Origin of the sequence: Acinetobacter sp. S40 (assembly GCF_016624705.1) — a bacterium.
Lineage (GTDB): Bacteria > Pseudomonadota > Gammaproteobacteria > Pseudomonadales > Moraxellaceae > Acinetobacter.
Map to the genome: position 1 here is coordinate 13,525 of NZ_JACVTU010000004.1, position 13,602 is coordinate 27,126.

The 13,602-nt window shown below is 39.5% G+C and carries 11 protein-coding genes; 2 read left to right on the forward strand and 9 right to left on the reverse strand.

What is annotated here, in order from left to right; translation table 11 throughout:
• Positions 1 to 174: 174 nt before the first annotated feature.
• The 3 genes from IAE19_RS07380 to IAE19_RS07390 form a co-directional block, all read right to left on the reverse strand.
• The gene (locus IAE19_RS07380) at positions 175 to 1,773 is read right to left on the reverse strand and encodes a bifunctional aspartate transaminase/aspartate 4-decarboxylase (RefSeq protein WP_200460305.1); all 1,599 of its coding nucleotides are present in this window, start codon (positions 1,771 to 1,773) and stop codon (positions 175 to 177) included.
• Positions 1,774 to 1,823: 50 nt separating this feature from the next.
• Complete coding sequence (gene aspT / locus IAE19_RS07385) at positions 1,824 to 3,509, reverse strand: aspartate-alanine antiporter (protein WP_200460491.1); 1,686 nt, start codon at positions 3,507 to 3,509, stop codon at positions 1,824 to 1,826.
• Positions 3,510 to 3,731: 222 nt separating this feature from the next.
• Complete coding sequence (locus tag IAE19_RS07390; protein ID WP_200460306.1) at positions 3,732 to 4,160, reverse strand: organic hydroperoxide resistance protein; 429 nt, start codon at positions 4,158 to 4,160, stop codon at positions 3,732 to 3,734.
• A gap of 396 nt (positions 4,161 to 4,556) precedes the next feature.
• Between IAE19_RS07390 and IAE19_RS07395 the strand changes: the two genes are divergently transcribed.
• Positions 4,557 to 5,258 carry a VIT family protein gene (locus tag IAE19_RS07395; RefSeq protein WP_200460307.1) on the forward strand — a complete coding sequence of 234 codons (702 nt, stop codon included), beginning with the start codon at positions 4,557 to 4,559 and terminating at the stop codon, positions 5,256 to 5,258.
• Between the two features lie 135 nt (positions 5,259 to 5,393).
• Here the strand turns inward: IAE19_RS07395 and IAE19_RS07400 are convergent, their stop codons facing one another.
• On the reverse strand, positions 5,394 to 6,173 hold the full coding sequence (locus IAE19_RS07400) for a TIGR03915 family putative DNA repair protein (RefSeq protein ID WP_200460308.1): 780 nt from the start codon (positions 6,171 to 6,173) through the stop codon (positions 5,394 to 5,396).
• A 27-nt stretch (positions 6,174 to 6,200) separates the two neighbouring features.
• Positions 6,201 to 7,460, reverse strand: coding sequence for a putative DNA modification/repair radical SAM protein (locus IAE19_RS07405; protein WP_200460309.1), 1,260 nt, complete (start codon positions 7,458 to 7,460; stop codon positions 6,201 to 6,203).
• 155 nt (positions 7,461 to 7,615) lie between these two features.
• On the opposite strand from IAE19_RS07405, the gene IAE19_RS07410 reads away from it, so the two are divergent.
• Positions 7,616 to 8,713 (forward strand): NAD(P)H-dependent flavin oxidoreductase, encoded by a 1,098-nt coding sequence (locus IAE19_RS07410; protein WP_413784514.1) that lies wholly within the window; start codon positions 7,616 to 7,618, stop codon positions 8,711 to 8,713.
• Between the two features lie 8 nt (positions 8,714 to 8,721).
• On the opposite strand, the gene dusB is transcribed toward IAE19_RS07410, so the two are convergent.
• From dusB to IAE19_RS07430, 4 genes are all read right to left on the reverse strand, one after another.
• Entirely contained in the window at positions 8,722 to 9,714 is a 993-nt protein-coding gene (dusB, locus tag IAE19_RS07415) for a tRNA dihydrouridine synthase DusB (RefSeq protein ID WP_320159413.1), read from the reverse strand.
• A gap of 687 nt (positions 9,715 to 10,401) precedes the next feature.
• Positions 10,402 to 10,791: a carboxymuconolactone decarboxylase family protein gene (locus IAE19_RS07420; protein WP_200460312.1), complete on the reverse strand. Its 390-nt coding sequence runs from the start codon at positions 10,789 to 10,791 to the stop codon at positions 10,402 to 10,404.
• The gene (locus tag IAE19_RS07425) at positions 10,792 to 12,243 is read right to left on the reverse strand and encodes an NAD-dependent succinate-semialdehyde dehydrogenase (RefSeq protein WP_200460313.1); all 1,452 of its coding nucleotides are present in this window, start codon (positions 12,241 to 12,243) and stop codon (positions 10,792 to 10,794) included.
• Between the two features lie 170 nt (positions 12,244 to 12,413).
• Positions 12,414 to 13,586: a hypothetical protein gene (locus IAE19_RS07430; RefSeq protein ID WP_200460314.1), complete on the reverse strand. Its 1,173-nt coding sequence runs from the start codon at positions 13,584 to 13,586 to the stop codon at positions 12,414 to 12,416.
• Positions 13,587 to 13,602 lie beyond the last annotated feature (16 nt).

Genomic DNA, 13,602 nt, shown 5'->3' on the forward strand with positions numbered 1-13,602 from the left:
CACCAAAAATCATCGTTTATTGTTCTACAGTTGAGAACTTTATAGTCAGATCTTCCTTAAAAATACACTTGCTTTGTGAAATATCAAATAAATTAAAGCATTCCTGATGCATTAAAAAATAAAAACCCTGATACATTTTCATATATCAGGGACAGGACGTATTTTTATAGTCGCTTATTTTTTCTTGCGCGTTTTTAAATATTCCTGATAGGACTCTTCTGCAAAACGGCGTAGTGAGTCACCAATCGCAGCATATTGGAATTCATTTAAGTTTGCCAAAGATGCACGTGCAGATGGATGTTGAACACCAAAACCAGAACCTGGCAATAACACCACACCCGTTTCATCTGCGACACGGAATAACAATTCGGTCGGGTTTTTGGTTTTCATGACCCAATCCGCGAAATCATCACCATAAAGTTGACGTGAAGTATTTTCCAGATTGACCAAGGTGTAATAATCTACCGCATTTGGATCTTGTGGGACATCCACACCCAATTGACGATATAAAGCAGCATCACGTTCACGAACCACAGATTTGACTGCTTTTTTGTAGTTTTGACGAGAGTCCATCATGTTAAACAGTGAAAATAACACCATTTGAACTTGCTGTGGCGTTGAAAGACCTGCAGTGTGATTCAAGGCAACATTACGACTGTCCGCAACTAAACGATCAATAAATTTGATGCTGGCAGGATCGGTGGTCAATGATCCATAACGTTTTTCCAAGTCAGCCTTATCTTTTTTCGATAAAGCTGCAATTTTTTTATCGAGAATATTTTCTTTCGCTGTTGCAATAACCCCCAAGCGCCAACCTGTTGCACCAAAATACTTGGAGTATGAATACACTAAAATGGTATTTTCAGGACAAACAGCAAATAAAGATTTGAAATTATCCGCAAATGTACCGTACACGTCATCTGTCAAAAGAATTAAATCAGGACGTTTTTTTACAATATCTGCCAGAATAGCTAAACCTTCATCACTCATTTTCACGGAAGGTGGATTACTTGGATTGACCAAGAAAAAGGCTTTAATTGCTGGATCTTCAAGCTTACGCAGCTCTGATTCAGGGTATTGCCATCCCATATTCGGATCAGCATGAATCAACACTTCTTCCAATTGGTAGTCATTCAATTCAGGAATTTCAAGATAAGGCGTAAAAACAGGTACACCAATGGCAATTTTGTCGCCATAATCGATGAGCTTATTTTCTTTTAAAGAATTAAAAATATACGCCATTGCAGCAGTTCCGCCCTCCACTGCAAAAAGATCCAGTGATTCTTTTGGCATTCCTTTAACGCCCATTTCACGCAGGATATATTCCTTTACGATAGACTCACTGATACGCAACATACGATCTGGAACAGGATAATTACAACCTAAAATTCCCTCTACCATTTCCAGCAAAAATTTATCAGGATCTAAACCTAACTGATCACGCACATAGGAAACGGCTTTTCCTAAGAAAACCACGCCTGGCTTATCACGATTTTCAAGCACGAAATGATCAAAGCGTTGTTGTAATCCCTCTGGACGAGGAAAACCGCCTAACCCTTCTGGCATATAAGAAAAAGAAAACTCAGATTCAGTGGCAGAAAACAAACCTAACTGAAAAAAAGCACGACGTGGAATGGTCGCTAAAAAGTTGGGATTTCCGCGACCCGCATTGAGCATCATGCGATCTGTTTTACTTTGTGCTAAAGAGATCAATTCATCTTTTAATTCAAATGGACTGAGTTTTGCATATTTTGAATAGTCGATATTTGCCATGAGAGCAAACTCCTTATTTATTGTAAATTAGAAAATTGATGAATTAATTTCTACGCCAGTCCCACAATCAAAGGCCCTAATAACGTTAAAAATACATTGGCTAAGGCATATGTAATCGCAAAGGGAACGGTTGGAATTGAGTTACCGGCTTTATCCAAAACCTCACCAAACGCAGGATTGGCACTACGAGCACCTGAAAGCGCACCAGCAAATACTGCGACATTGTTATATTTAAGAATGTAACGTCCAAACAGCATCGTTAGTATGAGAGGGACTATCGTGACTACGACACCGATCAGGAACAAAGATAAACCACTTTCTTTAATGGTTTGAATTGCTTGTAAGCCAGATTGCAAACCGACAGCCGCAACAAAACCTGCCAAGCCTAAATCACGAAGAAGTTGAGAAGCTGCAAGTGGCATATTTCCATGTAACTCATTTCGACTACGCAACCAACCAAAAGCCAGACCTGAAAGCAAAGCGCCGCCGCCTGCACCCAATGTCAATGGAATACCACCAAGACGAACCACGATTAATCCAATGATTAAACCTACTGCAATACCAGCGCCGTGAAAAACCCAATCGGTTTTCAGACTTTCTGGTAAAGCCTGACCTGCTTCTTTAATCACTCGCGCAAGATCACTTTGAGTACCGTACACGGTTACAATATCGCCACGTTGAAAAATGACATCGTCAGTTAATACAATTTTTTCACCATTTCGCTTAATCGAAATAATATAAATGCCGTGTTTAAGATAAGGTGGTGTATTTGCCTTTAAGTCGGCCAGAGTACGATTGATATATTTAGAATGCTTCAGGATGATATCAGTCGTATCCATCACCATTTCCATACCCGTCGATGACTGAAGTTCTGAACCAATCTCAGTTGACATAGCCACAACCGCCGGACGACGACCTACAACCAATACGATATCATCTATCTGAAGAACAGTTTCTGGGCTAGCATCAATTAATTGATCTTTACGTTTTAGCTTTTCAATCGTAATACTTCCAGCCTCAGCCTCAAGAGAAGCAATGGATTTACCCGAAGCGTGTTCTACTTTATAAATACGACCCACAATCTCTGGCATCGCCATTTCCTGACCAGGAGCTAATTCAATCGCTCCTTTAAGCAACTCGGACTGAGCTTTGATTGCGTCATCGCGAATTTCTTTACCCATAAATTTAGGCAAAATATTAGAACAAACAATAATTGCCCCTAGTGAGCCAAAAATGTAAGTTACCGCATAACCGATGGCCACATTTGCTTGTAATCGGGAAATTTCATCTACAGGTAAATCAAGTCGAGATAATGCATCACCGGCTGTACCAATAATTGCTGATTGAGTCATGCCACCTGCAGCCAGACCAGCGGCCAAACCTTTATCTAAATGGAAAATTTTGGCCATGATCAGAACAGTGACTAATCCGCAGATTGCCATGAACCCTGCCAGTAGTATTTCCTTAATAGATTCCAGACCTAGTGATTTGAAAAATTGTGGACCGCTTTCAAAACCGACTGCATATATAAATAATGCGAAAAGGATAGATTTTACACCATTATCAACAGATACACCGACTAGGCTCAGCACCACTGCAACCAGCAAAGAGCCTGCAACGCCACCCAGCTGGAATTTTCCTATCTGGAATTTGCCAATCCAGAATCCAATCGCGAGAGATAGAAATAGGAGTATCTCTGGACTATGTTTTAATACACTTTGTAGCCATTCCATTATTTTAACCTCTCACTTTCTTTATTATTAAGTTTAAGAGTTACTGATTTTGTGTTTTGTAGCATCCCCAATCTGAATTAGGAACGCCTAATCATTAGAATAATTAATATTTATATTTAGCCGATCTATCTATCTATTAAATATTTTATTTTTAATTGTTTATGTGTGTATGAATAACCATTGCCAAGCAACAAATTGTGATTCTAATCAAAATATATAGTCTGACTAGACAATAACATTTAGATCAACATCAATATTTCCACGCGTCGCGTTTGAATACGGGCATACAATATGTGCTGCATCCACCAGTTTTTTTGCCTCTTCTTCATCCATTCCTTCTAAATGAATATTCAATTTAGCTTCAATGCCGAAACCTGTAGGAATAGGTCCGATGCCCACTTCACCTTCGATATAAGCATCTGCTGGAATCGTTATTTTATCGCGATGAGCAACGAACTTTAACGCGCCTAGAAAACAAGCAGAATAACCACCCGCAAAGAGTTGCTCTGGATTGGTTACTGCACCCCCTGCTCCACCCATCTCTTTGGGAACGCCGAGCTTTACATTGAGAACACCGTCTGAAGAAACCACTTGACCATCTCGACCACCTGTTGCCTTAGCTTTGGCACGATAGACTACTTTTTCGAGAGACATAATTATTCCTGTAATATTGTTATAAAAAGCTCTATCTACTCTAAAACGAAAAGACTGCATTTTTTTTAATTTATGTTGTTGGAATACGAGTTTATTGTAAAAACAAGTTTTTAAAGGTAAAAGATTTAACTTATTTAAAATGCATTCAAGTTAATAAATGGGACTACAAGAATTATGCAGCAATATTGATCTTTAAATAAACATCTAAAAAATAGCTAAACTTTAAAATCACTAAAAATCATTTTTTGAAAATGAAGTATTTTAATCTGAATCCCATCACTCGACTCTACGTTTCTCACTATTAAATATACAAGGCGCTCAATGATTTTCTTGCTTTTTTCCTGTCAATTCAGCATGCTTGTTGGCAAAATATAAAAGTATACTTTTAGGCGATTTATGTCGTATTCCCATCATGATGAACCCCATTTTATTCAACGTACTGGCTGGCTTCGTGCGTCTGTTTTAGGCGCTAATGATGGCATTATTTCCGTCACTAGTCTGGTGATGGGGATGGCTGCCAGTGGTGCAAGTACGCATACTTTATTTATTGCTTGTTTGGCAGGCTTGATTTCAGGTGCAACCTCAATGGCTGCGGGTGAATATGTTTCAGTACAGTCCCAAAAAGATATTGAACATGCAGATTTAAAGTTTGAAGCAAATTTACTTGAACAACACCCACATTTAGAATTGGAAGAACTTACGATCATTTACATTCGTCGTGGGTTATCGCCTGAACTGGCCAAAGAAGTCGCCCTTCAGCTTACTGAAAAAGATGCCTTGGAAGCACATGCCCGTGATGAAATTGGAATAACCGAACAAACTGCTGCCAGACCTATACAGGCTGCATTATCCTCAGCGTTATCATTTTCACTGGGTGCGTTATGTCCCATGCTCGCGATCTTGTTTAGCCCTGAACAACTTGTATCAAAAATTGTGCTTATTGTAGGAATTATTTCCTTGAGTTTAATGGGAGCATTATCTAGTTATTTTGCTGGTACTTCTCTTTGGAAAGGTAGCCTACGGATTACAGTGTGGGGTATTTTGGCAATGGCTTTTTCGACTTGGATTGGCTCACTGTTCCATGTCGGCCCCATATAGTATTTAGTCAGACTATAATATTGGGTTGCAAACTAGGTTCTTGTATTTTTTATAAACAAGCTCTTCATGGAGAATTCTATTGCAGAAAGGATCGTTTGGAGAATGTTTTCGTTAAGTCAAAACCGGTTAAACCAATTACAGGATTTTTTCATTCATATAACGCCAATAGCGTTTCGGAACATATTGAATATGCAATTTAATATTGTTACGCGCATCGATATTGACACTTTTAAAATAGTCTTTCCACAGTTGGTCATACAAAGCTTCGTTTTCATCCAATGCCAGACAAAACTCCTGACTAAAACCATTATTGATATTTCTATCAATATAAGAGGCATCCAGTTCAATCTGATGCGTTTGGTTTAAATCATAAAAAATACCATAATGGCGTTTTTCATCATAAATCAGCCATTTTTGATCCTGATAACGTGCCTTAAAATGTCTTTCAATCAACGGTAATACATTAAAATCTGGACGTACCAAGCTAATAAACAAACCTTCCTGTGTTTTCTTAAAACGAACAAAGGCTTCCATACGATGTTTTTCACGTCCCACTTGCTTTGTCCATTGAGAAACAGCAAGTACGTCAGCATGTCCATAATTTTTTTCAACGGAAAATGAACTTTGGAATACATACACAGCAAAATTAAACAAATGCTGAAACGCAATTAATTGTTCAGATAAAAACGTATAATAAAAACGCTTTAGCCCTTCTGGTGAAAGCTTTTGACTCAAGCCCGTCCACACCCTCAGCGCTTGCTGCTCATGATTTGAAACCACAATACTTTCTGCAAAAAGCGAATCCTGCGCCTGATGCTCAAGCGCCAATTGCACCTCAAACTCTTTAAATTGGAATGCCCTAAAAATACAACTTAAGAGTCCTGTCATACTCCCATCAAACTGATAAATGATCATTGCATCAATACATTAAAAATCATCATGCTAAAAGCCAAAACCTAATTGTGGTGAAATCTGTTTCGTATATTTAGATTGTCCTGATTGTAAAATTTGCTGGCGAACTTGATGGGGTTGTAGATCTCGTTGAAATTGTGGCGTGTCAACACAACGAATAAAATGCTGAGCTCGACTATAAGCCACGCCCATGCGTTTCAATTGATCGATTCGTAATGCCCCAAAGCGTCGCGCTTGTACAATCTTTTTGGCTGATTTCACACCAATACCAGGGACACGCAAAATCATTTTATAATCTGCCTGATTTAAATCGACAGGAAATTGTTCTGGATGACGAAGTGCCCAGCTCAGTTTGGGATCAATGTCCAAATCGAGATTGGGGTGCTGTGGATTTACAATTTCATCGGCAGCAAAATCATAAAAACGCATTAACCAGTCGGACTGATACAACCGATTTTCACGCAGTAATGGGGGCGCTGAACCAATGGCAGGTAAAGCTTTTTCTTGTTCATTGATTGGAATATAACCCGAATAATAGACACGTTTGAGTTTAAATTCCTTGTAATGATGATCCGCCATCATCATCACCTCATAATCAGTTTCGCTGGCTGCACCGACCACCATTTGCGTTGTTTGTCCTGCTGGGACAAACTTGGGTACAGTACGAATCAATTTGCGTTCATCCTTAAACTGTATCAAACGATCTCGAACAATTCCCAAATCTTTTTGCACTTCAGCATGTGTCTTTTCGGGGGCAAAACGTTTTAATCCTGCTTCTGTAGGCATTTCCAGATTAATACTCATACGATCAGCATATAAACCTGCCTCAGTAATCAATTCAGGCGAGGCTCCTGGAATCGTTTTTAAATGAATATAACCATTAAAATTTTCTTCCAGACGTAGTTTTTTCACCACTTGCAACATACGCTCCATGGTATGGTCAGCGGATTTAAAAATACCTGAGCTTAAAAACAAACCTTCAATATAGTTGCGTCGATAAAAATTAATGGTCAGATCAACCACTTCCTGTACCGTAAATGCGGCACGCTGAATGTCATTAGAACGGCGCGAAACACAGTAAGCACAATCAAAAATACAGACATTACTGAATAAAATTTTAAGTAAAGAAACGCAGCGACCATCTTCGGTATAGGAATGACAAATCCCTGAACCCGTATTGCCCAGCCCTTTGTCTTTATTTTGCCGATTACTACCACTAGATGAACACGACACATCATATTTGGCAGCATCAGCTAAAATTTGCAGTTTTTCGCGGATACGATCAGACATGAGTATCGACCTCACCTTAGTTTAGCTATACAAAATATAGTATAAAAAATATAGGTCTGACTGAATATTTACCCAGATTAAAACGACATGATATGTCGTGGTAAATGTAATTCAATTGTACATCCTGTATTTAACAACTAAATAACCAACATTATTTGCATCTTTTCAACAATTCAGGCTATGGTGATAAAAAACATCGGGTTCATGAGAATATGTCAATTTTACAGCAACTTGAAATTAAACATCCTATTCTATTAGCACCCATGGCCGGTGTCTCCACCCCTGAACTCGCAGCCGAAGTATCTAACTCTGGTGGATTAGGTTCTTTGGGTTTAGGAGCAAGTAACTTGAGCTCTGCTAGAGAACAAATACTCCAGACACAAGCACTTACAGACGCTCCATTTCAGGTGAATTTCTTTTGCCACCAACCTCAAGTTTTAAATGAGCAAGAAGCCCAATGCTGGATCAACTATCTAAAACCAGAATTCGAGCGTTTTAATGCAACGCCACCTCAAGCACTTGATTGTATTTATCCAAGCTTCTTGGATAATGATGATTTTTTAAATCTGATATTAGAAACTCAACCTAAAGCAGCCAGCTTTCATTTTGGTATTCCATCTACACATCAGATACAAGCCTTAAAAAATAGCGGAATCATAACTTTAGTTTCAGCCACTAATTTGACCGAAGCCAAAGCGATTGAAGCTGCGGGAATTGACATAATTATTGCACAGGGCATCGAAGCAGGTGGGCATCGTGGAATATTTAATGCTGATATGGATGGCGCAGTGAGAACGGCTGATCTTGTGCAACTCATTAATCAGCATTGTAAAAAGCCTGTGATCGCAGCTGGCGGTATTATGAATGGTCGCCAAGCTAGACAACTTATGAATTTGGGCGCACAGGCTGTTCAATTAGGCACAGCTTTTGTGCAATGTAAAACATCAAATGCGAATGCAGCTTATCGTCAGGCACTTTTGAATCAGCCACTTACTCAAATTACGTCGAGTATTTCTGGCAGACCTGCACGCGGCATTATTAATCATTGGCACACACAGATTGACCATCCTGAACGTCCATCTGTACCTGCCTACCCCTATACTTACGACCTTGCAAAACAGTTACATGCGGTTGCGAATCAAATGGGCGATCATGGATTTGGGGCATTTTGGGCAGGCAGTAATGTCGCGCAAATTCGTGAAATAGAAGCAAGAGACTTGATCAATCAACTGGTTTTGGAAATGTGTGAGTAAGCTAAGCCCTAGTTAATCGCTAATAAATCCACATGTTCAACTTGTACATCACTCATCAACTGTCCTTGATCAAGCAATTGATTAAAAAAGGCTTCAACCACCTGAGCCTGTTCATGTGTACTTTCGACTTTATACATATTTTGCCGAAACTCGTTACTTGAACGTAAGCCTTTGGTGTACCAGGCAATATGTTTACGTGCAATGCGACAACCTGAATATTCTCCATAAAATTGATAGAGTTCATTCAAATGACCTAACAACACCTGTTTCACTTCCGCAATATCAGGGGCAAACATATGTTCACCTGTTTTTAAATAGTGTGCAATTTCCCGGAAAATCCATGGACGGCCCTGCGCTGCACGGCCAATCATAATGGCATCAGCACCTGTATAATCCAGCACAAATTTAGCCTTTTCTGGGCAATCAATATCGCCATTGGCAATCACAGGAATGCTTAAAAGCCCTTTTACTTCTTTAATTAAATCATAACGTGCTGTATTTAAATACATATCTTCACGAGTTCGACCATGCAAAGCCAATGCTGCAATACCCGCTTGTTCAGCGCGTTCAGCAACTTTTAGAATGTTTTCATGACCATTTAAAAAACCAAGTCGTGTTTTTAGCGTCACAGGAACATCGACTGCGGCCACCACGGTATCTAAAATACGGGCCACCAGATCTTCGTCTTGCAATAATGCTGAACCTGCAAGTTTATTACAGACTTTCTTAGCGGGGCATCCCATATTAATATCAACGATTTGTGCACCATTTTCGACCTGATAACGGGCCGCTTCAGCAAGCTGCTCAGGGTCAGACCCTGCAATTTGTGCCGAAATGGGTGCAAGTTCTCCATCAAAATTAGCGCGGTATAGGCTTTTTTTAGTCATTCGCAGCGTTTTGTCTGCTGTCATCATTTCGCTAACTGCATGGCCAGCGCCAAAGTATTTACATAGCGTTCTAAATGGACGGTCAGTGACGCCCGCCATTGGAGCGACCCAGATTTGAGTACGTTTTGATGAATCAAATAATTCTGTAATTACTGGGTTTTTACTCAATTTTCACTTTTCCATCTTCAGTCATACTTTCACAGGGCATTGACTAGTCTTATGGGTTTAAGAAGCTATATCTGCACCCATTTTTTTGGTGGGTGCAAATATTATACGAGCAATTACACCTTATACCAATGCTGTCGGTAAAACCCATGAGGGAGCACAAATCAGGATCTAAGATAAGCGACATCAGTATTTGCTTAAGTATAAAACATTCATCCAAATGCCTCACACTAAAAAATTTGCAACAAATCCTCGGCTTCTAAACCGATCTACTCAATAGGTCTCAAGAAATCTTAAAAATTTGATTCAATAATAGACTGATGAAGCTGAAGATAAATTTCCCAATAGCCAAAGCGATATTGTAAGACCAAATAAACATAAGATATTGATGTATAAAATATAATAATTTTTATATATTGAATGGCTTAATAGAAATGCGGCCATAGGTAATAAACACGATGGCTAATCAGTTTAAAAATCTATTTAATCTGAATATGGAGTTAGCTTTACCCACAAACTTTCAGGCTATTTGTGGGTAAAGAAATATAGCAAACTCAATCATGCATAGAAACGATAGATATCATTGCACATACTGAATATATAGTTAAATATCGCATGGGTCCAAACGATAACCCGCTATTCGATATTTTCTTGCTCATATTCTTTGATCGCTTCCTTGGCAATACGAAAGCTATCAACTGCCGCCGGTACGCCGCAGTAAATCGCAACTTGTAATAATACTTCACGAATTTTTTCTTTAGGCACGCCGTTACGTAATGCACCTTTAACATGCAATTTAAGTTCATGTGGGCGATTAAGAGCAGAAATCATGGCAAGATTAATCAAACTGCGTTCAGGCTTACTCAACTCTTCACGCCCCCAAACTGCCCCCCAACAATATTCCGTCACCAGTTCCTGCAAAGGCAAATTAAAGTCATCGGCATTGTTAATGGAATTATTGACGTATTCCTCACCCAGCACTTGCTTGCGAATCGCTAGACCTTTTTCAAATTTTTCGTTGTTCATTTAAATGCCTCCAAATAAGGTGTATTTAATTTCTAGATAATCCTCTATACCGTATTTTGAACCTTCACGCCCCAAACCTGAAGATTTGATCCCACCAAATGGAGCAACTTCATTGGAAATTAAACCTTTATTGATCCCGACCATACCGTATTCCAGTTGTTCGCTCATGCGCCAAGCACGCCCTAAATCTTGTGTGTAACAATAAGCAGCCAAACCAAATTCAGTTGCATTCGCCATTTCAATCGCTTGTTGTTCAGTGTCAAATTTGAAAATCGCAGCTAAAGGGCCAAATGTTTCTTGCGTGGCAACATCCATTTCTGAAGTAACATCAGCAATAATCGTAGGTTGATAAAATAGATCTCCAGCGGTATGGCGCTGACCACCTGTGATCAAACGTGCGGATTTTGTTAACGCATCGGCCACATGTGCCTCAACTTTTTTCACTGCATTTTCATTAATCAATGGGCCAATCTCATTGCCCTGCTCCAAGCCATTACCAATAGTAAATGCCGCTACTTTTTCTTTTAATGCAGTTATAAATTTCTCGTAGATACCTGCCTGAACCAAAAATCGGTTGACACAAACACAGGTTTGTCCTGCATTTCGATATTTCGCAATTAATGCCCCATCTATTGCAGCGTCTAAATCCGCATCATCAAACACAATAAATGGTGCATTACCACCTAATTCCAGAGAAACCTTTTTTAGGGTTTGCGCGGAACGTTGATACAATAATTTGCCTACAGGTGTAGAACCAGTAAAGGTAAATTTACGCACATCGTCACTTTCAAAAATGGCATCACCAATGCTGATGGCATCCCCTGTAATCACACTAAAAATTTCTGCGGGCATCCCCGCCTGTACTGCTAGATCAACCAATGCCAAAGCAGTAAATGGAGTTTCAGGTGCAGGCTTCACAATACATGGACAACCTGCTGCCAATGCAGGCCCCACTTTACGTGTAATCATAGCCGCAGGGAAATTCCATGGCGTAATTGCAGCAACCACGCCAATGGGTTGTTTAGTGACCATGATCCGCGCATCTGGATAAGGACTCGGAATAACATCACCATAAACACGCTTGGCTTCTTCAGCAAACCATTCAATAAAACTGGCTGCATAGAGAATTTCCCCTCTCGCCTCAGCAAGTGGTTTACCCTGTTCACTGGTGAGAATAAATGCCAATTCATCTGCATGCTGTACCATCAGATCAAACCATTTTTTTAAAATAATAGAGCGATCTTTAGCAGTTTTATTTTTCCATGCATCCCAGCCATGAACTGCGGCCTGAATTGCGCGTTGCGCTTCGGCTTTTCCCATATTGGGTACAGTGCCAATGATTTCTTGTGTTGCTGGATTATAAATATCAGAAGTTTGTTGATTATCGGCATTACACCATTGTCCAGCAACGAAGGCTTGCTGGTGAAATAGGGGCATTTGATTGAGTTGCATAAATCACCTTTGTGTACAGATACAACCATTTTTGTCATTTCAAAATGATTGATGATGTAATTTTTGATCTGATTTAGCCATTTTCTCAGCAATGGCTAAACTCTTTGTATTATGGCATACCAAAAAATTACTGAAAAAAATTTTCGGTTTCCGAATGTTATAAAACGCTTTTAGAAGTAATAGAACAAAGTTAAATTCAGTAATTTGTTCCATTTACCATCATCACCTTGTGCCAAAGACGTTGAGGTTCCACCAATAAACGGATCATTTTTACCCATAATATATTCAGCCACCAATGACAGTTGCTTATGGTCAATACTGACACCTAAAATATTACGCGTAGAATCCTTTGCTCCATCCATGTCTTTGTTATAACGACTATGCATGATATAAGGGGTAATATTACCAATCTTGCCGATATTCTTAAATGTGTAACCCGCATCTATGGTGTAGTAATTAGCATCATTGGCGACTTGATATTCACTATCATAAGAACCCATTAAAGACGCTTCGGGATGTCTTAGATCTTTGTTATCGACCTGATTTTTACCGCCCGTAAAGGTCACATTGAATTGATCATAATTGGCTTTAGCAAACACGGCCCATGCCTTACGTCGACCTGTTTCATCTGTGATTTTATTGTCAATATCTGATATCCAGTAAGAAGCACCGATTTGCGTATTTAATCCATCGACACCAAGTGGAATATCCTGTGCAATACGCCCAACCCACATATTCTTTTCTTCCAGATCCGTTTGAGTTGGATCATCAGAGCGAACATAGTTAGCTGTGTAACGTCCCGAATCAGGGGTATACTGACCTGAATAATGTCCCCCATCAATCGCAAAATATCCAATATCAAATTTGGTTGCAGTCGCTAATTCAGCATGATAGTTGACACCAAGATTATGTACATCTTCCAGACCAGCAGTGGTATTCATGCTGCCATATAAGCTATTTCCCCAAAATCGTCCAGGACCAAATGGAATAGGCTGCATGCCTACTACAACCTGATCTGTTTTATTCAGATGGTAGCCCATATAAGCATCAATCATAGAGGAAAAATCACATAGCTTTTCATATTGGTAACAACGGTATTCTGCATGACCAAATAAATCACCCCGTGCATAATCGAGTTTGAGTTGCGCCGCATCAAAACGAATTTTCTGATCATCCGCATCTTCGCCATAATGCTTAAGCTGGTAATTTCCTCGAACATAGCCGGATACAGTTAATTGACCCGAGTCACTGTTGCTATCACCAAAACTAATCCCGGCAAAACTAGGTGTATTAATCGCCATAAATATTGAAGCGAGTGTAAGTTGTAAATTACTTCTATTCATGAACTGAATCCTTTCT

Coding starts and splice junctions, on each gene's coding strand:
- IAE19_RS07380 (WP_200460305.1), bottom strand. CDS start 1,773: ATGGCAAATATCGACTATTCAAAATATGCAAAACTCAGTCCATTTGAA.
- IAE19_RS07390 (WP_200460306.1), bottom strand. CDS start 4,160: ATGTCTCTCGAAAAAGTAGTCTATCGTGCCAAAGCTAAGGCAACAGGT.
- IAE19_RS07395 (WP_200460307.1), top strand. CDS start 4,557: ATGTCGTATTCCCATCATGATGAACCCCATTTTATTCAACGTACTGGC.
- IAE19_RS07400 (WP_200460308.1), bottom strand. CDS start 6,173: ATGATCATTTATCAGTTTGATGGGAGTATGACAGGACTCTTAAGTTGT.
- IAE19_RS07405 (WP_200460309.1), bottom strand. CDS start 7,460: ATGTCTGATCGTATCCGCGAAAAACTGCAAATTTTAGCTGATGCTGCC.
- IAE19_RS07420 (WP_200460312.1), bottom strand. CDS start 10,791: ATGAACAACGAAAAATTTGAAAAAGGTCTAGCGATTCGCAAGCAAGTG.
- IAE19_RS07425 (WP_200460313.1), bottom strand. CDS start 12,243: ATGCAACTCAATCAAATGCCCCTATTTCACCAGCAAGCCTTCGTTGCT.
- IAE19_RS07430 (WP_200460314.1), bottom strand. CDS start 13,586: ATGAATAGAAGTAATTTACAACTTACACTCGCTTCAATATTTATGGCG.